The sequence below is a fragment of the Nocardia sp. CNY236 genome (assembly GCF_000482385.1).
GTDB lineage: Bacteria > Actinomycetota > Actinomycetes > Mycobacteriales > Mycobacteriaceae > Nocardia.
In genome coordinates this window covers 186,032-211,530 of record NZ_AXVD01000004.1, presented here as the reverse complement: position 1 = coordinate 211,530, position 25,499 = coordinate 186,032, and the positions used below count along the sequence as shown (strand labels likewise).

Annotated in this window: 25 protein-coding genes; 19 read left to right on the top strand and 6 right to left on the bottom strand. The window is 65.5% G+C overall.

Annotated features, from left to right (window positions below):
- Nucleotides 1-153 precede the first annotated feature (153 nt).
- From K940_RS0105720 to K940_RS0105680, 9 genes are all read left to right on the top strand, one after another.
- Entirely contained in the window at nt 154-480 is a 327-nt protein-coding gene (locus K940_RS0105720) for a hypothetical protein (protein ID WP_028476753.1), read from the top strand.
- A complete protein-coding gene (locus tag K940_RS0105715) occupies nt 458-994 on the top strand; it encodes a DUF6879 family protein (RefSeq protein WP_036527590.1) in 537 nt (178 codons plus the stop codon). The genes K940_RS0105720 and K940_RS0105715 overlap by 23 nt, the downstream gene beginning before the upstream one ends.
- Nucleotides 991-1,842 (top strand): helix-turn-helix transcriptional regulator, encoded by an 852-nt coding sequence (locus K940_RS0105710; RefSeq protein ID WP_028476751.1) that lies wholly within the window; start codon nt 991-993, stop codon nt 1,840-1,842. Before K940_RS0105715 ends, K940_RS0105710 begins: the two co-directional genes overlap by 4 nt.
- Before the next feature lie 95 nt (nt 1,843-1,937).
- The gene (gene mptB, locus K940_RS0105705) at nt 1,938-3,620 is read left to right on the top strand and encodes a polyprenol phosphomannose-dependent alpha 1,6 mannosyltransferase MptB (protein WP_028476750.1); all 1,683 of its coding nucleotides are present in this window, start codon (nt 1,938-1,940) and stop codon (nt 3,618-3,620) included.
- Nucleotides 3,617-4,549: an ABC transporter ATP-binding protein gene (locus K940_RS0105700; RefSeq protein ID WP_028476749.1), complete on the top strand. Its 933-nt coding sequence runs from the start codon at nt 3,617-3,619 to the stop codon at nt 4,547-4,549. Before mptB ends, K940_RS0105700 begins: the two co-directional genes overlap by 4 nt.
- Nucleotides 4,546-5,337, top strand: a complete 792-nt coding sequence (locus K940_RS0105695; protein WP_028476748.1) for an ABC transporter permease — start codon at nt 4,546-4,548, stop codon at nt 5,335-5,337. The genes K940_RS0105700 and K940_RS0105695 overlap by 4 nt, the downstream gene beginning before the upstream one ends.
- A 67-nt stretch (nt 5,338-5,404) precedes the next feature.
- Entirely contained in the window at nt 5,405-6,379 is a 975-nt protein-coding gene (locus K940_RS0105690) for a heme A synthase (protein ID WP_028476747.1), read from the top strand.
- Nucleotides 6,380-6,406: 27 nt separating this feature from the next.
- Entirely contained in the window at nt 6,407-7,474 is a 1,068-nt protein-coding gene (pip, locus tag K940_RS27065) for a prolyl aminopeptidase (protein ID WP_081706175.1), read from the top strand.
- 101 nt (nt 7,475-7,575) lie between these two features.
- Complete coding sequence (locus K940_RS0105680) at nt 7,576-8,460, top strand: universal stress protein (RefSeq protein ID WP_028476746.1); 885 nt, start codon at nt 7,576-7,578, stop codon at nt 8,458-8,460.
- 112 nt (nt 8,461-8,572) lie between these two features.
- On the opposite strand, the gene K940_RS0105675 is transcribed toward K940_RS0105680, so the two are convergent.
- Nucleotides 8,573-8,923, bottom strand: a complete 351-nt coding sequence (locus K940_RS0105675) for a hypothetical protein (protein WP_028476745.1) — start codon at nt 8,921-8,923, stop codon at nt 8,573-8,575.
- A gap of 59 nt (nt 8,924-8,982) precedes the next feature.
- On the opposite strand from K940_RS0105675, the gene K940_RS0105670 reads away from it, so the two are divergent.
- Nucleotides 8,983-9,948 carry a quinone oxidoreductase gene (locus K940_RS0105670; RefSeq protein ID WP_028476744.1) on the top strand — a complete coding sequence of 322 codons (966 nt, stop codon included), beginning with the start codon at nt 8,983-8,985 and terminating at the stop codon, nt 9,946-9,948.
- 134 nt (nt 9,949-10,082) lie between these two features.
- On the opposite strand, the gene K940_RS0105665 is transcribed toward K940_RS0105670, so the two are convergent.
- Entirely contained in the window at nt 10,083-10,973 is an 891-nt protein-coding gene (locus K940_RS0105665; RefSeq protein WP_231390266.1) for a heme o synthase, read from the bottom strand.
- A 446-nt stretch (nt 10,974-11,419) separates the two neighbouring features.
- Between K940_RS0105665 and tkt the strand changes: the two genes are divergently transcribed.
- Genes tkt through pgl form a run of 5 tightly spaced genes read left to right on the top strand, consistent with a single transcriptional unit; the run spans nt 11,420 to nt 18,007 of the window.
- Nucleotides 11,420-13,561 carry a transketolase gene (tkt, locus tag K940_RS0105660; RefSeq protein WP_028476742.1) on the top strand — a complete coding sequence of 714 codons (2,142 nt, stop codon included), beginning with the start codon at nt 11,420-11,422 and terminating at the stop codon, nt 13,559-13,561.
- 6 nt (nt 13,562-13,567) lie between these two features.
- Nucleotides 13,568-14,773, top strand: coding sequence for a transaldolase (tal, locus tag K940_RS27060; protein ID WP_081706174.1), 1,206 nt, complete (start codon nt 13,568-13,570; stop codon nt 14,771-14,773).
- Between the two features lie 3 nt (nt 14,774-14,776).
- Nucleotides 14,777-16,354, top strand: coding sequence for a glucose-6-phosphate dehydrogenase (gene zwf / locus K940_RS0105650; RefSeq protein ID WP_051406907.1), 1,578 nt, complete (start codon nt 14,777-14,779; stop codon nt 16,352-16,354).
- The gene (opcA, locus tag K940_RS0105645; RefSeq protein ID WP_028476740.1) at nt 16,351-17,259 is read left to right on the top strand and encodes a glucose-6-phosphate dehydrogenase assembly protein OpcA; all 909 of its coding nucleotides are present in this window, start codon (nt 16,351-16,353) and stop codon (nt 17,257-17,259) included. The genes zwf and opcA overlap by 4 nt, the downstream gene beginning before the upstream one ends.
- Nucleotides 17,252-18,007: a 6-phosphogluconolactonase gene (pgl, locus tag K940_RS0105640; RefSeq protein ID WP_051406906.1), complete on the top strand. Its 756-nt coding sequence runs from the start codon at nt 17,252-17,254 to the stop codon at nt 18,005-18,007. The genes opcA and pgl overlap by 8 nt, the downstream gene beginning before the upstream one ends.
- Nucleotides 18,008-18,045: 38 nt before the next feature.
- Here pgl and K940_RS32845 read toward each other — a convergent pair whose 3' ends face one another.
- Nucleotides 18,046-18,420: a Scr1 family TA system antitoxin-like transcriptional regulator gene (locus K940_RS32845; RefSeq protein ID WP_051406905.1), complete on the bottom strand. Its 375-nt coding sequence runs from the start codon at nt 18,418-18,420 to the stop codon at nt 18,046-18,048.
- A gap of 142 nt (nt 18,421-18,562) precedes the next feature.
- Nucleotides 18,563-19,099 carry a DUF6879 family protein gene (locus K940_RS31445; RefSeq protein ID WP_081706173.1) on the bottom strand — a complete coding sequence of 179 codons (537 nt, stop codon included), beginning with the start codon at nt 19,097-19,099 and terminating at the stop codon, nt 18,563-18,565.
- 285 nt (nt 19,100-19,384) lie between these two features.
- Between K940_RS31445 and K940_RS0105615 the strand changes: the two genes are divergently transcribed.
- Nucleotides 19,385-21,658 carry a thiamine pyrophosphate-dependent enzyme gene (locus K940_RS0105615; protein WP_028476737.1) on the top strand — a complete coding sequence of 758 codons (2,274 nt, stop codon included), beginning with the start codon at nt 19,385-19,387 and terminating at the stop codon, nt 21,656-21,658.
- Nucleotides 21,659-21,811: 153 nt separating this feature from the next.
- On the top strand, nt 21,812-22,291 hold the full coding sequence (locus K940_RS0105610) for a hypothetical protein (RefSeq protein WP_028476736.1): 480 nt from the start codon (nt 21,812-21,814) through the stop codon (nt 22,289-22,291).
- Between the two features lie 18 nt (nt 22,292-22,309).
- Here the strand turns inward: K940_RS0105610 and K940_RS0105605 are convergent, their stop codons facing one another.
- The gene (locus tag K940_RS0105605; RefSeq protein ID WP_051406904.1) at nt 22,310-23,245 is read right to left on the bottom strand and encodes an alpha/beta hydrolase; all 936 of its coding nucleotides are present in this window, start codon (nt 23,243-23,245) and stop codon (nt 22,310-22,312) included.
- A 95-nt stretch (nt 23,246-23,340) separates the two neighbouring features.
- Here K940_RS0105605 and K940_RS0105600 point away from each other — a divergent pair, with 95 nt between their 5' ends.
- Nucleotides 23,341-24,216: an SDR family NAD(P)-dependent oxidoreductase gene (locus K940_RS0105600; RefSeq protein ID WP_028476734.1), complete on the top strand. Its 876-nt coding sequence runs from the start codon at nt 23,341-23,343 to the stop codon at nt 24,214-24,216.
- A 20-nt stretch (nt 24,217-24,236) separates the two neighbouring features.
- Here the strand turns inward: K940_RS0105600 and secG are convergent, their stop codons facing one another.
- The gene (secG, locus tag K940_RS0105595) at nt 24,237-24,470 is read right to left on the bottom strand and encodes a preprotein translocase subunit SecG (RefSeq protein WP_028476733.1); all 234 of its coding nucleotides are present in this window, start codon (nt 24,468-24,470) and stop codon (nt 24,237-24,239) included.
- A gap of 176 nt (nt 24,471-24,646) precedes the next feature.
- Between secG and K940_RS0105590 the strand changes: the two genes are divergently transcribed.
- A complete protein-coding gene (locus K940_RS0105590) occupies nt 24,647-25,459 on the top strand; it encodes an META domain-containing protein (RefSeq protein WP_028476732.1) in 813 nt (270 codons plus the stop codon).
- Nucleotides 25,460-25,499 lie beyond the last annotated feature (40 nt).

Below are 25,499 nucleotides of genomic sequence, written 5' to 3'. Positions count from 1 at the left end.
CCGACCCGCGGCGTCGGGACGTACCGTACGAGTGGAGGCCAGGTGCAGGCCAGCCGAGTGCGCGAAAGTGCGCGTAGTGGTGACACGACCCTATGGTCCAAGCGACGATCGAGGATCGAGCCATGCACTGTCGCGACACAGGGGGTCACCACCATGCGGATTCGGTTTCTCGGCGGCCCATCCGGCGGCCAGGGTTCACCGCGGCTGTACGCCACCGACCGCGATACCTTCGCCGTTCAAGGATGGAAAACCGACCGAGCCGATCAAGTGGAGATTCCCCATCGACTACTGGCCCATACCGAACCGGGCACTGCGGTGTCCGGTCTCGTCGACACCGGTCGCGGCACATTCCTGCTCATCGGCGCCCCACTGATCGATCCGGATGCATTGGCGGTGATGCGAATCCCTGGACACGAAACAGCGGTGGAGGTTCCGATCACACGGGAGATGACCCCCGATGATCCGCATCCAGCCGGGTGAACACCTCGACCAACTGCTCGACCGCGCCGAGCACCTCGCCTTCCACCTCGAGACCGCCGACGACTACTGTGCCGATGCCGAAACAGCATCCCTGGCCGCCTGGCGCATCGACGAGACCGGCGACCCGGGCGGCGACTGGCTGGAACCATGGACCACCCAGGTACGCGCGATGACCGGCCGAGGCGTCGCCGTGCACCGGGCGCGCATCGTGACCGTCCCGCACACCACCTACACCCGCTACCTGCTCGCCCTCACTCGCTACAACATCGCCGCAGGCGAGGATGTGCGGTATCTGCCACGCGCCGTCGCTGATCCCGACGACGCGGCGGCGGACGACTTCTGGCTGCTCGATGAGCACACCGTCGCCTACAGCCTGCTCGACCGGCACGGCCGCTGGATCGGCGCCGCAGCCAGCACAGACCCACGGCAGCTGCGTACCGCGGTCGAGATCCGTGACCGTATCTGGTCGGCAGCGATCCCCTTCGATGACTACATCCGCGGCGGAACCCCATGAACAGCGACAACACCAGCGTCGGCCGTGCCCGCCGAAGCCTCGGCGCGCGGCTGCGTGAACTACGTCGAGCGGCGGGCCTCAACGGCCGTGCGTTTTCCGCCGCTGCCGGCTGGCACTGGTCCAAGACCTCTCGCGTGGAGCTCGGTCGACAACGCCCATCTCGTGACGATCTCGTACTGTGGTGCCGACTGTGTGACGCCGAAGACGTCCTTGCCGACCTGCTCGCAACGCTGGAGAACATCGACGCACACTGGCGGGAATGGCGGCGGATCACCGCCGGCGGACACGCGTACCGGCAACGCCGCGGCCTCGAACTCGAGGCCCGCGCCCGAACGTTGCGAACCTACAGCGCGATTCTCATCCCTGGTCTGCTCCAGACCGAGCCGTACGCCCGTGCGGTTTTGGCCCAGTGCATTCGATTCCTGGGTACTCATGACGACCTCGACCAAGCTGTCGCCGCGCGGATCGCTCGCCAATCCGCGCTGCGCCAGGGCAACCTTCGCCTCGTACAGCTGATCGACCAGGCCGCGCTGCACACTCGCGTCGGCGACCACACGGTGATGACCGATCAGCTGACGCATCTGCTCGACACCGGTTTCGGCAATCCGCGACTGGTGCTGGGCGTGGTCCCGTTGGAGGCCGGATTCGTCTACACCACAACGTCGTTCGACCTACTCGACCGCAGCACCGCCCTGGTCGAGACGATCAGCGCGGAACTCAGTATCACGACCCCCTCCGAACTGGCACTCTACGAGAAGGCCTGGGCAGGACTCCACGATCGTGCGGTATTCGGTGAGCAGGCCCGCACCCTCGTCACACAGGCGCGAGAAATCTCCCGACGGCCGTAGGCCACGAGGACCCCGTGTTCCCGTAGCGCCCCGTGTGCCCACGCACTGGACCCACGCGCGCAGGCATCGCCGCCGGGCGAACTAGGCTTCGTCTCGTGGCGGTACTGGAGAACGCGCGGCGCGGCACAGTGGCATTGGGGCGCCGAGCGCTCGGACTCGACGTGCCGGCCGCCGATCATACGATCGCGGTGCTGCATCGTGACGAATCGGAGGTGCCCGGTCTAGACCGGAAAGAACTCGCACAGCTCGATCGAATCCGCCTGATGGGCGCGACCGGCACGATCCTGATGGCCATCAGCGCGCTCGGCATCGGTGCACAACCGGTCCACCAGAACCCCACCTCCGGTGTCCGCGTGCTCGGTATCTTCGCCCGCGCGCACACCGGTTCGCTGGCCATGTGCATGATCGGAACCGTCGTCGTCGTACTCGCCTGGCTGCTGCTGGGACGATTCGCAGTCGGCGGCCTCGGCGGCTCCCCGATCCACCGAATCACCCGTTCCCAACTGGATCGGACGCTGCTGCTGTGGGTGATCCCCCTCAGCGTCGCCCCGCCACTGTTCAGCAATGACGTGTACTCGTATCTGGCCCAGAGCGAGATCGCCGCGCGGGGTAGCGACCCCTATGTGGAAGGGCCGGTCGCTGGTCTGGGGATCGACAATGTGCTCACCAACAATGTCCCGACCATCTGGCGCGATACCCCCGCGCCCTACGGCCCGCTGTTCCTGTGGATCGGCCGCGGTATCGCCGAACTCACCGGTGAGAACATCATCGCCGGTGTCTGGGTGCATCGGATTCTCGCGCTGGGCGGGGTCGCGCTGATCGTCTGGGCGCTACCCCGGCTGTCGGTACGCTGCGGCGTCGCACCGGTGAGTGCGCTCTGGCTGGGTGCGGCCAACCCTCTGGTGCTGTTCCACTTGGTCGGCGGCGTACACAACGACGCGTTGATGCTCGGGCTGATGTTGGCCGGCATGGAATTCTGCTTGCGCGCCATCGAGGACGCCCGGTCGTTCGACGCCCGTGCCTACGCCTGGCTCATCGGCGGTGCGGTCGTCATCACCCTGTCGTCGTCGATCAAATTCAGCTCCGTCATCGCGCTCGGATTCGTCGGCATGGCGCTGGCACGACGGTGGGGCGGTTCGCTACGCTCGATCGCCCTCGCCGCGGCGGTATTCGGCGCGATCGCGCTCACCACCATGCTGCTCATCAGCACCCTCAGCGGGCTCGGGTTCGGCTGGATCCACACGGTGAACACCGCAAGCGTGGTACGCAGTTGGATGTCGCTGCCAACGGCGCTGGGAATAGTCACCGGGTTCGGCGGCGTGCTACTGGGACTCGGCGACCACACCACCGCACTGCTGAGCATCACCCGGCCGATCGCCATTGCCGTCGCCGGCTTCTTCACCGTGCGTATGCTGGTCGCCGCCGGCACCGGACGGTTGCACCCGGTGGGGTCGCTGGGCGTGGCACTCGGCGCGATCGTACTGCTGGCGCCCGTGGTGCAGCCCTGGTATCTGTTGTGGGCGATCGTACCGTTGGCCGCGTGGGCAACCCGGCCGGTGTTTCGCCTTCCGGCCGTCGCATTCTCGGCGATCGTGAGCGTGATCCAGATGCCGCGGGGCGCCGATCTCGAGGTATTCCAGATTGTGGGCGCGGCCATCGTCACCGGGATCGTCTGTGTTCTGTTCATCGTGATCACCCGCCACGCCCTACCGTGGCGAGCACAGGCAGGGGTGTCGGCTTCGTCACAAACACCCACCTCCTACGGTGTGACATCGTGACCGCAGCTTCCAGACCTGCCGTGAGCGTCGACGGCGTCGTCAAACGCTATGGCGAGACCACGGCGGTGGACGGCCTGACGTTCGAGGTCGAACAGGCGCAGGTACTCGCACTACTCGGGCCGAACGGCGCCGGTAAGACCACCACGGTCGAGATGTGTGAGGGATTCACCGATCCGGATGCCGGTACCGTCCGGGTCCTCGGGCTGGACCCGGTGCGCGAGGCCGAACGGCTGCGGCACCGGATCGGCGTGATGCTCCAAGGCGGCGGGGCCTATCCCGGGGCGCGTGCCGGTGAGATGCTCGATCTGGTCGCGACCTATTGCGCCGACCCGCTCGAACCCGACTGGCTGCTACGCACGCTCGGTCTACACGACAACCGACGCACCCCCTACCGCCGCCTCTCCGGCGGCCAGCAGCAACGACTCGCACTCGCGTGTGCGCTGGTGAGCAAGCCGGAAGTCGTGTTCTTGGACGAACCGACCGCGGGCCTGGACGCCCAGGCCAGATTGGTGGTCTGGGAGCTGATCGACGCCTTACGCAGGGACGGGGTGACCGTTGTGCTCACCACACACATGATGGATGAAGCCGAGCAACTCGCCGACCAACTGGTGATCATCGACCACGGCCACATCGTCGCCTCCGGCACCCCAGCGGAGGTCACCGCCCATGGGGCGTCCGGCCAACTACGGTTCTGCGCACCACCCAAATTGAACTTGGACCTATTGCAGACCGCGCTGCCGGAAGGCTTCGCTCCCCAGGAGATCGCACCCGGCACCTATCTGGTCGAAGGGGAAATCGATCCCCAGGTGCTCGCAACGGTCACCGCATGGTGTGCGCGGATGAACGTCCTGGCCACCGACATTCGAATCGATCAGCGCCGCCTCGAAGACGTCTTCCTGGAACTGACCGGACGGGATCTGCGCGGATGACCACGCACGATCCGGTCGTCAATCGTTTCGCTCCGGGCACGTTCACGCCCGCCCCGCGCCCCAGCTCGCGCGCGGCGATGTTGCTCGCGCAGTCTCGACTCGAGCTGATTTTGTTGCTCCGCAACGGCGAACAGTTGCTGTTGACCATGTTCATCCCGATCACATTGCTGATCGGGTTGAGTTTGTTGCCCTTCGGTGATCTCGGCACGCACCGAGTGGGCACGATCGTGCCCGCGGTGATGATGGTCGCCGTTATGTCCACGGCGTTCACCGGCCAAGCCATCGCCGTCGGATTCGACCGCCGCTACGGCGCGCTCAAGCGACTCGGCGCGACGCCGTTGCCGCGGTGGGGTGTGATCGCGGGCAAGAGCGCGGCGGTGCTACTCGTCGTGGTGCTGCAGGCAGTTCTGCTCGGCACCATCGGCTTCCTACTCGGATGGCGGCCGCCAGCTGTCGGGCTATTGCTCGGCGCAGTGGTCATCGCGCTGGGCACCGCCGCGTTCGCGGCATTGGGGCTGCTCCTCGGCGGCACCCTCAAGGCCGAGGTGGTGCTCGCCCTGGCGAACATCCTCTGGTTCGTCATGATCGGGATCGCCAGCATCGTCTTCGCTGCCGACGAGGTGCCGACCGTGGTGAACGTGGTGGTCCGGCTGGTGCCCTCGGGCGCATTGGCGGTCACTCTCGAAGAGGCGTTGCACAGCAGCATCGACTGGTTCGGACTGGCCGTACTGACGACCTGGGCAACGGTGTCCGGCCTGCTCGCCAGCCGGCTGTTCCGTTTTCATTGACGAAATAACGACAGGATGTAGTAGTCCGGGTGCGAGAGTGGGACACGACGGGGCTACCATCGTCGACGTGCTGTATCGCGCGTTCTTGCGACTGGTCGACACGCTGCCGCTGCCCTCGCTACGAGTGCAGCGCTGGGTAGCGCTCGCAGTCATCGCTTCGCAGGCGGGAATCTCCGTCACCGGCGCCATCGTCCGAGTCACCGCCTCCGGTCTCGGCTGCCCGACCTGGCCACAGTGTTTTCCCGGTAGCTTCACGCCGGTCACGGTGTCCGAAGTTCCGGCTCTGCACCAGGCGGTCGAGTTCTCCAACCGGCTGCTGACCTTCGTCGTCACTCTGTTCGCCGCGCTGATCGTGTTGGCGGTCACGCGTGCGCGACGGCGGCGCGAAGTGCTGGCGTACGCCTGGCTGATGCCTGCCGGCACCGTGGTGCAGGCAGTCGTCGGCGGTGTCACGGTACTCACCGGATTGCTGTGGTGGACGGTCGCGACGCACCTGCTCGCCTCGATGGTGATGGTATGGCTGGCAGTGGTGCTGTATGCGAAGATCCGCGAGCCCGACGACGGCCTCGAGGCGGTTCAGGCTCCGACACCGTTACGGTGGCTCACCGGTCTCACCGGCGTGGCGCTCAGCGCGGTTCTGGTCACGGGAACACTGGTGACCGCTGCGGGACCGCATGCCGGGGACACGAGCGTGGAAGATCCCGTGGAGCGACTACGGATCGAGATCGTCACCCTGGTGCACCTGCACTCGCAATTGCTCGTGGGCTATCTCGCACTGCTGATCGGACTGGCCTTCGGGCTGTTCGCAGTCGGCATCACCCCTGCGGTGCGCACCCGCCTGTTCGTCGTGCTGGGACTCGTGTGCACACAAGCGTTCATGGGCGCGGTGCAATACGTCACCGACGTCCCGGCGGTCCTGGTGATCATCCATGTCGCTGGAGCTGCCGCCTGCACTGCGGCCACCGCCGCACTGTGGGCGGCGATGCGCACCAGGGAACGAGTCGCTCATCCAGCAGCCGATCCTGCACCGCAGCGCGTCTGAGCTCCCGGGCAACTATCATCGGCACCCATGTCTGCGACCGGCTCCGAGGTACGCCCATTTCCCGATATCGAGCCGTTCGCCCACGGCCTGCTCGACGTCGGTGACGGCCAACGGATCTACTGGGAAACCAGCGGTGAACCCACCGGAATCCCAGCACTGGTCGTGCACGGCGGCCCAGGCAGTGGCGGCCATCGTGGCGCACGGAAACTGTTCGACCCGAACGTCTTTCGAATCGTTCTGTTCGATCAGCGCGGCTGCGGCCAAAGCCTTCCACACGCCGGCGACCCTGCGGTCGACTTGACCCACAACACCACCACGCATCTGATCGCCGATATGGAGATGCTGCGCGAGCACCTCGATATCGACACATGGCTGCTCTACGGCGGCTCTTGGGGATCGACGCTGATCCTCGCCTACGCCGAGCGCTATCCGGACCGAGTCGACGCAATCGTGCTCGTCGGCGCCACGACGACCAGGTCCGAGGAGATCGAGTGGCTCTATCGCGGCGTCTCTCGGCTGCTTCCGCAGGAGTGGGAAACCTTCCGCGGGGACCTCGCGTCCCCCACCGCGAGTGGGCGCGATCTCGTCGAGGCCTACCGCCGGCAGCTGGAAAGCCCGGATGCGGCGACCCGAGAACGGGCCGCTCAGCGCTGGTGCGCGTGGGAGGACGCCGTGATCGCACACGAAAGTCTGGGCAGACCCGGACAATACGGCACACATCTCGACGCGGACATGCTGGCCTTCGTGCGGATCTGTACCCACTATTTCGCTCACCTCGCCTGGTTGGCGGACGGGCAGTTATTCCGTGACGCGCACCGGCTCGCCGGTATCCCTGGCGTCGTCATCCACGGCCGGCTCGATCTGGGCAGCCCGCTCGACACGGCGTGGCAGTTGACTCGGGCCTGGCCGGATGCCGAGCTCCAGATCATCGATGATTCCGGTCATACGGGAAGCCCACGCATGCTCGCCGCGATCCTGCGAGGCATCGACCGCTTCGCTCGGGTGCTCCAACCGCACAGTTCCGGACCGAAGCCGAGCGATGAGGACCGCAACATCCGTGAGGACCGTACGGCCGTGAGGGCCGCACAACCGTGAGGGCAAAGGTCCCCGGCATCGAGGGCCGCCGACTCCAGCGATCCGAACGGCGCGCTGGGAACCTGAGGTGAGCTACATCTCAGCGATCATGTGGAGGGACAATGAGTACACCAGTGGGTAGCGGATCGATCGTTGTCGGAATCGATGGCACCTCCACGGCCGTAGCCGCCGCGCGCTGGGCCGGTGCTGTGGCGAACCGCCTCCATGTGCCCATGGTATTGCTCGGCGTCGTTCCTTCGGTGGACCATCCGCTCAGCGTAGCCGCTGGTGCCACCACCAATCTGATGCCGGAACTACGAGCCGCGGTGCGGGACAGACTCGAACGTGCCCGCCAGGCCGTGCTCTCCGATCATCCGCAGGTGGATATCCACATCGTCACCGAAGACGGAGCGCCCGCCCATGAGTTGATCGAACACAGTGCGTCCGCGCGGATGGTGGTTGTCGCGGCGAATGTCGGTGACCGACTCAGCACCCTGCTGCTGGGGTCCACTGCACTCACCGTCGCGAACAAGGCGCCCTGCCCGGTCGTGGTGTGGCGAGGTCGTGAGGACCAGCCTCTGCCGGACGAGCGTCCGGTCCTGGTGGGCGTCGACGGGAGCCCGGGCAGCTCTGCCGCAGTGGCACAAGCGTTCGAACTGGCGGCAGCACTCGACGTGGAGGTGATCGCGCTCCATGTCTGGAACGATCCCGACCTGTTGCAGTGGATTCCAGCGCCCGGCGATTGGGCGACCCTGGCCACACAGGAGAAGGAGCTGCTGTCCGAACGTATGGCCGGGTGGAGTGAGAAATACCCGGATGTCAGGGTGACCAAGGCGATCCAGAAAGGGACGCCCACACAAGTCTTGTTGGAGCGAGCGAACGATGCGCAGCTCGTGCTGACCGGCAGCCGCGGCCACAACCGACTCACGGGGCTGTTCGTCGGTTCCACCAGCCAGAATCTGCTGCACCACGCGCCGCATCCGGTCATCATCTGCCGGGAACAGTAGAGCTTGCACGGCGAACGCTCGCGCGGATCCGATCCGACGCCTGCCCAGGGCTACCCGACGACAGGCGGCGGGTCCCCCGCTCGCGGCATCGGATCACCCCCGTGCGATCGGCCTAGTGCTCGTTGCGCGCCGCGGGGAACCTGGTTTGCTTGGCGACCCAGCCCGCCATCGCGGCCCAGTGGCCGGCACGCGGGGTGACGCGCGCGGTGAGCTCACGATCCCATTCGTCGGCCTCGTCGAGACCGTCGATCATGGCAACGAGTTCCTGGGCGGTGCCCAGGTCGGCCACCACACGATCGCCGAGGACGCCGTCGGCGCCGACCAGGGTGACCCGGACTCCGAGGCGCCCGAGCGGCTGGAGCACCGCCACAGCCGATCCGCCGTGATCGGCGACGAATCCTTTGACCGACTCCACGAGGACGCCTGAGGGCCGCACCGCGGCCGTAGCAGTTCGAGCACTCATGACTCGGAGTCTACCGACCGGTAGGAAGTGGCCGAACGACCCGGTGTACAACAGATCCCATGCGTGCCATTCAGGTTTCCGAACACGGCGGTCCCGAAGTCTTGAAGTATGGGGAGGTTTCCGACCCCCGGATCGGACCGGACGACCTGGTCGTCGACACACAGGCGATCGGTGTCAATTTCATCGATACCTACATCCGCACCGGGCGCTACCCGCAGAGTGTGCCCTACGTCCCGGGGTCCGAAGGCACCGGCGTGGTCACCGAAGTCGGCGCGAACGTCACCGACTTCGTCGTCGGCGACCGCGTCGCCTGGGCGGGGGCGAGCGCCAGCTACGCAACGAAGGTAGCGGTGCCCGCCGCGGTTGCGGTCGCCGTGCCGGAGGCGGTCGCGCCGCCGGTGGCCGCGTCGGCGTTGCTCCAGGGCATGACAGCGCACTACCTCATCGAGTCGATCTATACGCCCGACCACGGAGAAGCCGTGCTCGTGCACGCTGGCGCGGGTGGTGTCGGACTGATTTTGACCCAACTGTTGGTCGCACGCGGTGCCCGGGTGATCACCACCGTTTCGTCAGCCGACAAGGAGGCCTTGTCCCGTGCGGCCGGCGCGGCCGAGGTGCTTCGGTACGGCGAGGACCTCGCCCATCAGGTGCGCGCACTCACCGACGGTGTCGGCGTCGCAGCGGTCTACGACGGCGTCGGTGCGGCGACCTTCGAATCGAGCGTGGCGTCGTTGCGCGTGCGCGGCATGCTCGCCCTGTTCGGCGCGGCGAGCGGGCCGGTACCGCCGTTCGACCTGCAGCGGTTGAACCCGGCCGGCTCGCTGTTCGTCACCCGCCCGACACTCGTGCACTACACCCGCGACCGTGGCGAACTCACCTGGCGCGCAGGCGAGATCCTCGACGCCGTCGCCAAGGGCACGCTCGATATCCGGATCGGCGCGACCTACTCCCTCGCCGACGCCGAGCACGCTCACCGTGACCTGGAAGCCCGCAAGACCACCGGTTCCATCGTTCTGCTTCCCTGAATCCCCGAACCTGGGGCGACGGTGTATCCACCGCCCCAGGTCCAGGTCGCCCGGCGCCATCGGTTCGAACCGCCGCTGGAGGAGTTCTCTTCATGGGCGCAACCGACCCGAGCATGTCGGACTCGGCTCGGCGATCAGTGGATCAGGCTGCCGAGGGTCTGCCAGCCGAGCACCGAGTCCACGGCGAGCCCGCAGAACACCACGGCCAAATAGTTGTTCGACTGTAGAAACAGCCGTAGCGGCTTCACCGATTCCCCACGTCGCACCCCGGCGTACAGCTGGTGCGCCATCAGGAGGAACCACGCTCCCGCTACCACCGCAACAGCCGCGTAGATCACACCGGTCGTAGGCAGCAGGATCAGGGTGGTCAGCACGGTCAGCCAGGTGTAGACAACGATCTGCCGAGTGACCGTCGCCTCGGTGGCCACTACCGGCAACATCGGCACCCCGGCCGCACGGTAGTCCTCCTTGTACCGCATTGCCAGCGCCCAGGTGTGCGGTGGCGTCCAGAAGAAGACCACGCCGAACAGCGCAATGGCGGGCCAACCGATCTCCCCGGTCACTGCCGACCAGCCGACCAATGCGGGCATACACCCGGCCGCCCCGCCCCAGACCACGTTCTGTGCGGTACGACGTTTCAGCACCAGCGTGTAGACGAGCACGTAGAACAGGATCGTAACGACGACGAGCACACCACTGAGCAGGTTTGCCTGCCACCACAACCAGGTGAACGACGCGACTCCGAGCGTGACTCCGAAGACGAACGCATTTCGGGTCGACACGGCCTCCCGGGCCAACGGCCGCTTGGCAGTGCGCTTCATCAGCTTGTCGATATCGGCGTCGGCGACACAGTTGAGGGTGTTGGCGCTGGCCGCACCCAGCCAGCCGCCGAAGAGCGTGGCGAGAATCAACCGAATATCCACCGAGCCGCGATCGGCCAACAACATGGTCGGGATGGTGGCGACGAGCAGCAGCTCGATCACCCTCGGCTTGGTGAGAGCAAGGTAGGCCAGCAGCCGCCGCATGAATCGAGACGGCAAGCCGGGACCCGGGAACCGGTCGACCACTGCCGTCGCAGAAGAACCGTGCGCACTGCCGCCACCCGGCTGTTGGCCAATCCGCACTGTCTCTCCTCGCACGCTGTGCATCGCATCCGGCATATCCGCCCGGCAGCCCTCCGCCCGATGCGGTGCGCCTACTACAGGCGATGGTAGCCCCCTGCTACCCGCACATCTTCCCGCGCCCCGCCCAACCACGCCGCAACCCGAGGGCCGAGCAACGACGTTGCTTCGGCTGGCGAACTCGTCTACACCGCCGTGCCGCGACATATTCGCGGGCTCCTGCGGTGCCGCTCAACAGGCACATCTAGGGTGGATGGGTACACCTGGAATGCATGCCATCAGCTGCCGCGCGGTCATCGCCGACAGATGCCACCGCCGTCGACGAAACCAATGTCAGGAGAACCTCGGTCGTGTCGATCACAGACGACATCCGCGCCCTCACTGCGCCGAACCACCCGAACGACTGGACGGATCTGGATACCAAGGCTGTCGACACCGTTCGGATCCTCGCTGCCGACGCGGTGCAGAAGGCCGGAAACGGCCACCCCGGCACCGCGATGAGCCTGGCGCCGCTCGCGTACACCCTCTACCAACGCACCATGCGCGTCGACCCCAGCGATCCGCAGTGGGTGGGCCGCGACCGGTTCGTATTGTCCTGCGGGCACTCCAGCCTCACGCAGTACATCCAGCTGTATCTGGCCGGCTACGGCTTGGAGTTGGAGGACCTGAAGAACCTGCGCACGTGGGGCTCGTCGACCCCGGGACACCCCGAGTTCCGCCACACCGACGGCGTCGAGATCACCACCGGCCCACTCGGCCAGGGCCTGGCCTCCGCGGTCGGGATGGCGATGGCCGCGCGACGCGAGCGCGGCTTGTTCGACCCCGATGCGGCGCCCGGCACCAGCCCGTTCGACCACGTCGTCTACGTGATCGCCTCGGACGGTGACCTGGAGGAGGGCGTCACCGCCGAAGCGTCGTCCTTGGCGGGTACGCAGCAACTCGGCAATCTCGTGGTGGTCTACGACGACAACAAGATCTCCATCGAGGACGACACGACCATCGCATTCACCGAGGATGTCGTCCAGCGCTACACCGCATACGGCTGGCACGTGCAGGTGGTCACCGGCGGCGAAGACGTGGTCGCGATCGAGGCCGCCCTGTCGACGGCCAAGGCCGAGATCGGCAGACCGTCGATCATCGTGCTGCGCACTGTGATCGGCTATCCGGCTCCGAACAAGATGAACACCGGTGCCTCACACGGCGCCGCCCTTGGCGCCGACGAGGTCGCGGCCACCAAGGAGGTCCTCGGCTTCGATCCGGACCAAACTTTTGCCGTGGACCCGGCGGTCATTGCACACACCCGCGAGGCGCTCGAGCGCGGCCGTCGAGCGCACGCCCAGTGGCAGCAATCGTTCGACGCCTGGGCGATGTCGAACCCGCAGAGCAAGGCGTTGTTCGACCGACTCGCCGAGCGCAGACTGCCTCGGGACTGGGCCGCGAATCTGCCGACCTACGAGCCGGATCCCAAAGGTATGGCCACTCGTAAAGCCTCCGGCAAGGTGCTCGCTGCGCTGGCGCCGGTGCTGCCGGAGTTGTGGGGCGGGTCGGCCGACTTGGCCGAGTCCAACAACACCACCATGCCCGACCAGCCCAGCTTCGGGCCGGAGTCGATTTCCACCGGCATGTGGAAAACCCACCCATATGGCCGCACCTTGCACTTCGGTGTCCGCGAGCATGCCATGGGCGCGATCCTCAATGGCATCGCACTGCACGGCCCGACCCGCCCCTATGGCGGAACCTTCCTGGTGTTCAGCGACTACATGCGGCCGGCCGTCCGCTTGGCCGCGCTGATGCGGGTGCCCGCGATCTACGTGTGGACCCACGACTCCATCGGTCTGGGCGAGGACGGCCCAACCCATCAGCCGATCGAGCACCTGGCCGCGTTGCGCGCCATCCCCGGCTTGAACGTGGTCCGGCCCGGCGACGCGAACGAAACCACCCACGCCTGGCGCACCATCCTCGAACGCGACAGCAGCGAGCACACCTCGCATTTCTCGGTGTACGAGCCGCCGCACACCGATGGGCCGTCCGCGCTGGCACTGACTCGCCAAGAACTGCCGGTCCTGGAGGGCACCAGCTACGAGGGCGTTGCGAAAGGGGGCTACATCCTCGCCGAGGCCTCCACGAGCACCCCCCAGGTGATCCTCATCGCCACTGGGTCGGAGCTCCAGCTCGCCGTCGCCGCCCGCACTACGCTGGAGGAACAGGGCATCGCCACCCGCGTGGTCTCGATGCCTTGCGTGGAGTGGTTCGACGCACAGGAGAAGGCGTACCGGGATGAGGTGCTCATGCCCACGGTCCGCGCTCGGGTCGCGGTCGAAGCCGGTATCGCCATGCCGTGGCACCGGTTCGTCGGCGACGCCGGCGAGATCGTGTCGATCGAGCACTTCGGCGCGTCCGCCGGCTTCAAGACCCTCTTCCGTGAATTCGGGTTCACTCCGGAAGCCGTCGTCGCCGCTGCGCGGCGCACGCTCGAGAATGTGAAGGGATAAGCGCTCATGGCTCAGAACGAAAACCTCGCTGCTCTGTCCGCGGCAGGGGTGTCCGTATGGCTCGATGATCTGTCGCGCACACGGATTCGGTCGGGCAATCTCGCCGATCTGATCGCCACTCGCAGCGTCGTCGGTGTCACCACGAACCCGACCATCTTCCAGAGCGCGCTCAGCGAGAGCGATGCCTACGCAGATCGCGTCGACGAGCTTGCTGCACAAGGTGCCGACGTGGATACCGCGATCCGAACCATCACGACAGACGACGTCCGAGCGGCCTGCGATGTCTTCGCACCGGTGTACGAGGCAACCGGTGGCGTAGACGGTCGGGTCTCCATCGAGGTCGACCCGCGCCTGGCGTTCGACACGGACAAAACGGTCGCACAGGCGATCGAGTTGTGGAAGATCGTCGACCGTCCCAACCTGTTCATCAAGATCCCGGCAACCGAGGAGAGTCTGCCTGCGATCACTGCTGTGATCGCGCAGGGGATCAGCGTGAACGTCACGCTGATCTTCTCGGTTCAACGCTACCGAGCGGTGATGGGCGCCTACCTCGACGGGCTGAAAGAGGCCACGGTTGCCGGGCGCAATCCGGCCAAGATCCATTCCGTTGCTTCGTTCTTCGTCTCCCGGGTGGACACCGAGATCGACAAGCGACTGGATGCAATCGGCACCCCCGCCGCGCTTGCGCTTCGCGGAAAGGCCGGAATCGCCAACGCCCGCTTGGCCTATGCCGAATACCAAGATGTGTTCGATGGTGGTCGACACACGTCCACCTACGCGAAACTGGCTGCCTCGGGGGCACATCGGCAACGCCCGCTGTGGGCCTCGACCGGCGTGAAGAACCCGGACTATCCGGACACGATGTACGTCACGGAACTGGTCGCGCCCAACACCGTGAACACGCTGCCCGAGAAGACCCTCCAGGCGGTCGCCGATCACGGCACGATCGGCGGTGCGACCATCCCGGGAACCGCCGCCGCGGCCGAACAGGTCTTCGACCAGCTCACCAAGGTCGGGATCGACCTCGATGACGTATTCACGGTGCTCGAGCGGGAGGGAGTGGACAAGTTCGAGAAGTCCTGGACCGACCTACTTTCCGCGACGTCCAACGAACTGCGTTCGGCTCGGCGGGCGCCGGTCGACGCGCAGGACTCCACGCACGTGCCGGCCGCCTCCGCTGTCGGCGACCCCGCGCAACCCGGAAACGGCTGAGCAATGGCCGCTACCGCGCCCGCCCGGCAACCGATCGCGGTCGCATGGCAGAACCCGCTGCGTGACAAAGGAGACAGACGGCTGCCTCGCATCGCGGGGCCGTGCAGCATGGTGATCTTCGGCGTCACCGGCGACCTGTCCCGGAAGAAGCTGATGCCGGCCATCTACGACCTGGCCAACCGGGGGCTGTTACCCCCGGCCTTCGCGCTGGTCGGCTTCGCTCGTCGCGACTACGCAGACGAGGATTTCGCCGCGGTTGTCCTGGATGCGGTGAAAGCCCACGCCCGCACGCCGTTCCGCCAGGAGGTCTGGGACCAGCTACTCGAAGGGATCCGATTCGTCCAAGGCAGCTTCGATGACGATGCTGCGTTCACCACACTCGCCGACACCCTGGCGAGGTTGGACACACAGCGCGGCACCGGCGGCAATCATGCCTTCTACCTTTCGATTCCGCCGAAGACCTTTCCTCTGGTGCTCGATCAACTCTCCAAGCACGGCTTGGCGCAACCGAAGGGACCCGATGGCAACGGTCGCCAGCCCTGGCGTCGAGTGGTGATCGAGAAGCCATTCGGCCACGACCTGGACAGCGCCCGAGAACTCAACGCGTTGGTCAACCGAGTCTTCCCCGAAGAGACGGTGTTCCGTATCGACCACTATCTCGGCAAGGAAACGGTACAGAACATCCTGGCGCTGCGATTCGCCAACCAACTATACGATCCGATCTGGAACGCCAACTACGTCGACCACGTACAGATCACCATGGCCGAGGACATCGGCTTGGGTGGCCGCGCAGGCTATTACGACGGCATCGGCGCCGCCCGCGACGTCATTCAGAATCACCTGCTGCAACTACTGGCGCTCACCGCCATGGAGGAGCCGATCAGCTTCGAACCCAAGCAACTGCAGGCCGAGAAGATCAAGGTGCTCTCGGCAACCGCGTTGATCGAACCGCTCGGCGAAACCACCGCGCGCGGACAGTACGCAGCGGGCTGGCAGGGCAGCGAACCAGTAGCCGGACTGCTGGACGAGGAGGGCTTCGATCCCAACTCGCGGACCGAGACATACGCCGCGATCAGTCTGGAGGTCAACACCCGCCGGTGGGCGGGTGTCCCGTTCTTCCTGCGCACGGGCAAACGACTGGGTCGCAGGGTGACCGAGATCGCGGTGATCTTCAAACGGGCTCCGCATCTTCCCTTCGACCAAACCATGACCGAAGAACTGGGGCAGAACGCCTTGGTCATTCGGGTACAACCGGACGAGGGCATCACCACACGGTTCGGTTCCAAAGTGCCGGGCTCCGGTATGGAAGTACGCGACGTCAGTATGGAATTCAGCTACGGCGAGGCGTTCACCGAGTCCTCGCCCGAGGCCTACGAACGTTTGGTACTCGATGTGCTGCTCGGCGTGCCATCGCTGTTTCCGGTGAACGAGGAGGTGGAATTGTCCTGGCGCATTCTGGATCCGGCGCTTGCATACTGGGCGGCCGACGGCCGGCCAGAACCCTACGAGGCAGGCACCTGGGGTCCACCGTCCGCCGAGGAGATGCTTGCCCGCACCGGACGGGAATGGCGCCGACCGTGATCGTCGACATGCCTGGGACCAAGACCAGCAAAGTTACCAAACGCCTGGTGCAGTTGCGCGAGAGCTATGGCGTGATCACCATGGGCCGGGTCCTCACCCTCGTGGTGTGTACGCTCGACAGCTCCGACGCCGAGGAGGCGATCGATGCTGCGAACGACGCCAGCCGCGAGCACCCCTGTCGCGTCGTGGTACTCGCGCGAGGCGATCGGGAGGCCGCCACCGGGCTGGACGCGCAGATCCGCGTCGGCGGAGACGCCGGGGCTGCCGAGGTGATCGTGCTTCGGCTGCGCGGAGAGCTGGTCAACCACGAAAGCAGCGTGGTGATCCCGTTCCTGCTACCGGACACACCGGTGGTCGTGTGGTGGCCACGAGGCGCCCCGGAGTTCCCTTCCAAGGATTCGGTGGGGCGGCTGGCGACCCGTCGGATCACCGACGCCACCTTCGCCGACGATCCGCAGGCGGCGATCAAGAAGCGCCTCGGCTCCTACGCCTCCGGCGACACCGATCTGGCCTGGAGCCGGATCACCTACTGGCGTGCGCTGTTGGCCGCGGCCATGGACGAACCACCGTTCGAACGGGTGGATTCGGTGACGATATCCGGGTTGCGTGATGAACCCGCGCTGGACATCCTGGCCGGTTGGCTGGCTGCCCGGCTGGGCTGCCCCGTACGCCGCCACACTGGAGCGCTACGGGTGGAGCTACACCGCCCGACGGTGTCGATCGCGATCGAGCGACCACAGACCGGACGCACAGCAACACTCGTGCGGACCGGCGACCCGGTACAGCGGGTGGCGCTCGCGCGCAGAGAAACCCGTGAATGCCTTGCCGAGGAACTCCGCAGGCTGGATGCCGACGACAGCTACGCAGAGGCATTGGCCGGACTCGAGAAGGTGATCTATGAGTGACGACACCCAGACCACGCTGCCCAGCGACGCCGTGGAGGTCCATGCGGACGCCGCGGAATTGGTCGCTGCCGCAGCAAGCCGCTTCGTCTCGGTGGTCACCGCCGCGCAGGCTGCGCGTGGCACGGCGTCGGTGGTGCTGACCGGCGGCGGCACGGGCATCGCCTTGCTGGAGAACGTCCGCCGGTTCCCCGGCGCCATCGATTGGTCCCGACTGGACTTCTTCTGGGGCGACGAGCGTTTCGTGCCCGCCGACGATCCCGAACGCAACGACCTGCAGGCCCGGCGGGCACTGCTCGATCATGTGCCGGTGGATCCCGCGCGGGTACACCCGGTGGCCGCCTCCGATGGTGAATACCCCGATCCGGTGGAGGCCGCAGCCCAGTATGCGACCGCCGTCCACGCGTATCTCACCGAACACGGCGCGTTCGATCTCCATCTGCTCGGCATGGGCGGCGAAGGGCACGTGAATTCCTTGTTCCCACACACCGACGCAGTGCGCGAACAACACGAACTCGTTGTCGCCGTGACGAACTCGCCGAAGCCGCCACCGGTGCGGGTGACCCTCACACTGCCCGCGGTCGCTCGGTCCCGACACGTCGTTCTGGTGGTCGGTGGCGCGGCCAAGGCCGACGCGGTTGCTGCGGCAATCGGTGGCGCAGCGGCGACGGACATCCCTGCGGCAGGTGCCGTAGGTACCCATTCCACCACCTGGCTACTCGATCAGGACGCAGCAGCTGCCCTGCGCTGACGATAGAGCCGCACCGCCTGGAAGAAATGGGTTCGAGGCTAAAACCGAGCGCCTATCGCCTTCCGGATCAGCATCCGAGCATCCTGTCCGGTCACGGACTGACCCGACAGGATATCGAATGTTTTGTGGTACACCTCGATCTCTCGCGGTTGGGTAATCGTCAATTCGGCCGTAACCGCCTCGACGGTTACCCTTCGTGCATCGTACATGACAAAGTTTGTCAGCTGCATCGGCAGTTCTGCGCCTATTGGCACAATCCCGAAACTGACACGAGGCAAAACTATAGTGGCAAGCAGTCGGTCCAATTGTCCCGCCATAACCGAATCATCACCCACCTTGTTGTACAAGGCTAGCTCGCCGATCAGGATGTGAAATCTGCGATCACCCTGATACAGAATTTGCTGTCGCTCCATCCTCTTCGAGACTCACTCATCGAGATCATTCGGTATACCATGAAATCCGATTGACCTTCGCAGAATCGCGTAAGCGTATTCTGCGGTTTGGAGGAGCCGAGACGTTCTCCGAGGTCTTCGCGTGCACTTTGAACCGAGTTGGTCACGAGTTAGGTTCGACCGGGTCGCCGGAAATATACTCGCGGTATGGTATGGCTAGACTCCAGAGTCGTTCTTTGATGCTCCGGCAATACTCCACAATACCGCAGTCGGTCGTGATTGCTGCACCAGCGGGCCTTCCCTCGTTGTCCAATAGATTGAAACCTACCTTTGCATCATCGAACAACCACCAATCATCCGAAGGAACCTCCCCAGCGAGATCACGAGCGAGATAGCGAATGTCTTCACCTGCTTCCACATTGCTATCTGTTATCGAAAGTAGCCAACGTTGGTAATCACTATGGGGCACGCTGACAACGCGAACCCGATTCACCGATACGCCACGACCGACCGTTTCTCGTATCAATACCGTCCATGGACGGATGCTGTAGTCCATGGATGGTACATCTCCATTCAGAAACCGCTGTAGGGATTCAGCTTCATCGGGGACATTGTAGGTGTCTCGAACTTCGAGGTGAAAAGCCTCCTTCTGGGCTTCCCGAAAAAGTTCGGGCCAAAGGCTAGGCTGCCTGAGTAGCACCGTAGTAAGCCCTCTCCGCCTTCGGCACCTCAATAGCAGTCTCGTAGGTTTCCATGCTCATCTGATCCAGCGTCTCACGGTCTGTGATCGGACGGCCAGACAGAAGGAAGGTGCCTCGACCCGCTACGCCCGACTCGGATTCACCCCGATCCCCAACACCCCACCATCCCACCAAAACTTCGGAACGAGCCTCACCATGCTTATCCATCTACGGTGATCGCCACGCATCGATCCGAGGCCACCGATAGGCCGCCGGAATGTGCGGGTGTAGGAGATGATCTCTGGGTGACCGAACAGACAGTGGAGCTGGACCGACGGTTCCGCAACGCCGTCGCCGGACTGGACGCGCGGCCGAAACCTCCAGCGAGCCGACCGGTGGTGCCCGGTAGCACAATGACCGGCGCGATGGGCTTGGCACTGTTCGAATCGCAAGCCACCAGTAGGCATCTCGACTTCGCGGCACGACGTCTGGGCAGTGCTCGACAGGGGTACTACAGCATCGGATCGTCCGGTCACGAGGGTAACGCTGTGTTGGCGTCGGCTCTGCGGATCAGCGACCCTGCTCTACTGCACTACCGATCAGCGGCATTTTTCGTGCACCGCGCCCACCGCGTACCCGGTCTCGATCCGATCCGAGACGTGTTGCTGGGCGTGGTCGCCGCGGCGGCGGACCCGATTTCCGGTGGCCGACACAAGGTGTTCGGTAGCGTGGCGGCGAACATCGTTCCGCAGACATCCACCATTGCATCGCACCTACCGCGCGCGGTGGGGCTGGCATTCGCGATCGACCGCGCGGCACGGTTGGGCCTGTCCAGCCCGTGGCCTTCGGATGCAGTGGTGCTGTGCAGTATGGGCGACGCTTCGGCGAACCACTCCACGGCAGCCGGGGCGGTCAATGCTGCCGTGCACACCGCTCACCAGGGGATTCCCATGCCGATCCTGTTCGTCTGTGAGGACAACGGCATCGGTATCAGCGTTCGCACACCGCCGGACTGGATCGAACGCGCTTTCGGCCATCGTCCCGGCCTGGCGTATTTCGGTGCGGATGGGTGCAATATCGTCGATACCCTCGCCGCAGCAGACGCCGCGGCTGTCTGGGTTCGCGAACGCCGTCGGCCGGCATTCCTCCACCTGCGCACCGTCCGTCTGCTCGGTCACGCCGGTTCCGACGTCGAATCCGCCTACCGGCGGCCGGCCGACATCACCGCCGACCTGCAGCGTGATCCCCTACTGACCACAGCGCGGCTGCTGGTCGAATCCGGCGTCGCCACGCCCGCCGACGTGCTCGACCGCTATACCGACCTGGGACGCCACGTCGCGGAGGTGGCCCAGGTCGTGAGTCGGGAGCCGAAACTCGATTCCGCCGCGGCGGTGGCCGCTGTGATCCCCCGGTCCCGTCCCGGTCCGGTGCGCGCCGACGTTCATCGATCCGGCCCACTACCGGCCGACGCGAAGCCGAGGCAGGGGACCCAGCCGGTGACCGGCCATCCGAAGGCCAGCTCGCCGGAGTCCTCGGTTCCCGTGCGCAGCCGCGACCCCCTTGCCGGTGGTGATCCGATGACTCTTGCCCAGGCGATCACCGTCACATTGGGTGACCTGCTGACCCGCGATGGCGATGTTCTCGTATTCGGCCAGGATGTCGGCCACAAGGGCGGAGTGTACGGCGTGACGAAGGGGCTGCAGAAGAGGTTCGGCGCGAGCCGCGTATTCGATACGCTCCTCGACGAGCAGAGCATCCTCGGTACCGCGCTCGGCGCTGCCCTGGCCGGGTTCGTGCCGATTCCGGAAATCCAATACCTGGCCTTTCTCCACAATGCCGCTGACCAGATCCGGGGTGAAGCAGCGACGTTGTCGTTCTTCTCCAATGGCCGCTACCAGAATCCGATGGTCGTGCGGATCGCGGGGTACGCCTACCAAAAAGGCTTCGGCGGTCACTTCCACAACGACAATTCGATCGCCGCGCTGCGCGATATCCCCGGCGTGGTGCTCGCCTCACCGTGCCGCGCCGACGACGCTGCGGCAATGCTCCGCACGTGCGTATCGGCTGCCCGAGTGGACGGGGTGGTCAGTCTGTTCCTGGAACCGATTGCCCTCTATCACACCCGAGATCTGCATGAGCCCGGCGACAATGGATGGCTCGCGCACGCATCGGACCCCGAGCATGTCGAGCTGGGCCGCGCACGCGTCTATGGAGACGGCACAGACCTGACCTTGGTCAGCTTCGCCAATGGAGTACCGCTGAGTCTGCGCGTGGCGCGACGGCTGGCGCGCCGCGGCGTGGGGGTTCGCGTACTGGATCTACGCTGGCTGGCACCCCTGCCGGTAGATGACCTCGTCCGGCACGCGCAGGCGAGCGGCCGGGTCGTGATCGTGGACGAGACTCGCCGATCCGGTGGCGTGTCCGAGTCCGTGTGCGCCGCCTTGGTCGACGCCGGATTCTCCGGACGATCGACCCGGGTCACCAGCGCAGACAGCTTCGTGCCACTCGGCCCGGCTGCCGATACCGTCCTGCTGGACGAGGTCCGGATCGAGGCTGCGGTAGACGAGCTGCTGGCGTAGCGGGGCGAGCGGTAGCCCCGCGATCTCGACGCCCACCGTCAGGGGAATCGATTCGGACACGACCGCGAGGCGATGGGGAACAGATGCGAAGGGGAATAGTGGAATGGCGGCTCGTGCACGACGGTGCGCAATCAGCAGCGAAAGGACAGAGCAATGACCACGGTGTCCATGCTCGGCGAGGTACGCCCGGAACATCAGCGCAGTGCCGATGGTGACCTGGTGCTGCTGCATTACCTGCGTTCTTTTCGCAAGCCCGTGCTCGAGGTGTGGTCGGCGGCCACCGAGCGCGATCGACTCGATCGCTGGCTGGGCGCTGCGTCCGGAGGCAACGGCAATATCACCATCGAACTGCTCGATGGCCCCATCGTCGGCCCGGTCGCAATTCGAGTCGACCACTGTCACGCGCCGCACGAACTGGTCGTGCACATCGACGGCTGTCTACTCGAACTGGGCATGCGTCAGGTCGGCGTGGTGACCACCATCGAACTGACTCGCCGCCACGTCTACGCCGTCGATGCGCGCGCCATCGGGCCGCGATGGCAGTACCTGCTCGACCGCTTCGCTGCATATCTCGACGGTCGGCCACTGCCGTCTTGGGCGGACTACCCCGAACTGGGGGAGGAATACCGGTAGGGATCATTTGGCCGGACCTCACACCGGGTGCATGGCCAGGTCACGCAGATGCGCGGTGATCAGCCTGTTCACTTCCGCGGTTCGTTCCAAGTGGACCAGATGCCCGGCATCGGGCACTTCGGTGACCGCCCGCAGGTCGATGACGTTCCCACGCATGACAGCAAGCGGATCCCGCCCGCTGAAGCCCTCCATGTCGGGATCTCGACTGCCATAGAGAAAATAGGACGGCACGGCGACTTTCGCATCCGCGTAGTCGGATGTGAGCTCCCAATTTCGGTCCAGACTGCGGTACCAGTTCAATCCACCGGTGAAACCGGTACGGTCGAAATCCTGCGCTATACAGTCCAGTTCGTCCTCACCGAGCCAACGCCACGGCAATGCGGGAGCGTGCGGCAGAACGTCGAGGTAGCCGACCCCTTCGGCTGGAAAACGCCAGGTGTCCAGGTAGTGATAGTCGGCACTCAGCGCGTAATAGATGCGAGCGAGAGACTCTCGCGGTCGTGCCCCGAGTTCCGCATCGGCAACGCCAGGGGTTTGAAAGTAGTGCAGGTGCAAAAAATGGCGAGCAGCGGCTTTCGCCCACAGGTGCGACGGAGCACGCGGGGGACGCGGCGTGAAGGGATTGTTCAGCACGATGACCCCGCCCACCCGGGCGGGGGCACGCAACGCCAACTCCCAGACCAGGGCGGCACCGAAGTCGAGTCCGACGAACACGGCTTGCTCTGCGCCGACATCGTCGAGCAACCCGAGCAGATCCGCACAGACAGCGCGATTGGTGTATTCCGTCGGGTCGGCTGGCACGTCGGTTCGTCCGTAGCCACGGAGGTCGGGCGCGAGGGCACGGTAACCGGCCGCCGCCACTGCGGACAGCTGGCGGTGCCAGATGTACCAGGTATGCGGGAATCCATGACAGAAAACGACTGGCGGCCCCTCCCCCTGCTCGGCGACATGCATGCGGATGCCATTCGTCGACACGAACCGATGCGTAGGCTCCACTGAACCCTCCGTAACTAGAACACGTTATCGTTTCACGGTAGTGTTCTGATTTCGTGAACGGAATACCCAATAAGCTCGACGGCAAGATCGCGGTGGTCACCGGTGCCAGCCGCGGCATCGGCAAGGGAATAGCGGTGGAGTTGGGCGCGGCCGGCGCAACGGTGTTCGTCACCGGGAGATCGGTGACCCCGGGGAAATTGCCCGGAACCGTCCATGCGACCGCCGCCGACATCGACGCAGCGGGCGGGGTGGGCATCCCCTTCGTGTGTGATCACCGCGACGACGACTCGGTGCGGCGCTTGTTCGAAATGATCTGCAGTGAGTACGGCAGGCTGGACGTCCTGGTGAACAACGTCTACAACTCCCCCGCCGCGGCCCGCTGGCTCGGCAAGCCGTTCTGGGAGGTCACACCGACCGCCTGGGACGAGACCTTCGATGTGGGCGTGCGATCCCACTATGTGGCCGGGGCCTTCGCCGCACCGTTGTTGATCCGATCGGGCGGGTTGATCGTCAATATCTCGTCTCCCGGGGCGAGCAGATACATGCACAATGCCGCGTACGGGGTGGCGAAGGCCGCGGTGGACCGACTCACCGCCGACATGGCACACGATCTGATCGATACCGAGGTGACCGTGGTGTCGCTCTGGCCTGGCATCGTCGATACCGAACTACTGCAACTGGTTCCGGCGGACACGGCCGGCCGTCGGATCGTCACGGTCCCCGGCGAGGGCAGGTTCGACCTGGCCCAAGCGCAGACTCCGCGGTTCTGCGGCCGTGCAGTCGTCGCGCTGGCCACCGATGTCGCACGCCGCGCTCGCACCGGGCTGCCGTGGCGAGTCGCCGACCTCGCCGTCGACTACGGCTTCACCGACATCGACGGTCGGGTCCCAGACGGCGATCGCTCCAACACCGACGACACCGTGCCGTAACGCTCAGCGACCGCGGGCGGTCACGCGAACTTGATCTCCAGACCGATCCCCAGGATGGCGATCAGCCAAATGAGACCGGTGAAGACGGTGATACGGTCGAGGTTCTTCTCCGCAACGGTGGAACCGGACAAACTGGACTGCACACCGCCGCCGAACAGGCTGGACAGGCCGCCTCCCTTGGCGCGGTGCAGCAGCACCAGCAGCACCAGCAGCACGCTGGTGACGATCAGGAGGATATCCAGGAACATCCGCATGCCGGATAGTCTAAGCGGTCGCCGGGGCCGCGCCACATCAGGCACTCGCCCCGGTGCGTCCGCCGAGCACCCGGTGTGTGCGTATGGCACTTCCCCGATCATTGCCGGCTGCCAGGCCCCCGGCAGGCCGAGGCGACCTGGGACTGCCCAGCGGTCACCGTCGGTACCATCGGCTCATGGCGGTACGCATCACACTATTGGGTCCGATTGTCCTGTTCGCCTGCGGTGTGATCGCCGGATGCTCGGCCGACACCCCGGATTCGGGTGCCGACGAACCGAACCCCATGGGCCGCACTTTTGTCTCCGTGGAGGTCGATGGCACGCCGATTCCCGGTGGCGGACCGATGACCATCGGTTTCACCGACGATCGGATCGTCGCGGACGCCGGCTGCAACACCCTCAACGGCGCCGTCGACATGGGCGACCATCTGGTACGGGTTTCCGGCGTGTCCACCACCTTGATGGGCTGCCCCACCGAGCGCGAAGGCGCCGACGAATGGCTCAACGGCCTGCTGAGCGCCGAGCCCCGGTGGCAACTGGACGGGGCCACACTCACACTGCACGGCACGGATCGAACCGTGATCTTGGTCGACAAGAAACGCGCCCAGCCGGACAAGCCCATCCAAGGCACACAGTGGCAGGTCACCGCACTGAGCACCGACAACGCCGAAATCCGCGCACGGGTCATCGAGGAGGTGCGGCCAACGCTGCTCATCGCCGAGGACGGCAGCATCTCCGGCACGACCGGGTGTAATCGGATGTTCGGACGCGCCGACACGTCCCCCGCCGACGGCGCCGGACCTGATCTGTCCGCTACAGAGATCACCTTTCACATCACCACGACAGAGATGGCATGCCCACCGGAGGTGATGGACCTCGAGCAGGCAGTCCTGCGCGCGTTGGACGGCACGACCACAGCCACGGTGGACGCCGACACCCTCACCCTGCGCAACGCCAATGGCGCGGGCCTGGTCCTGCGTGCACGCTGACCGCCGAACGGGATGCTCTCGCATGAAACGGTGGCCCGGT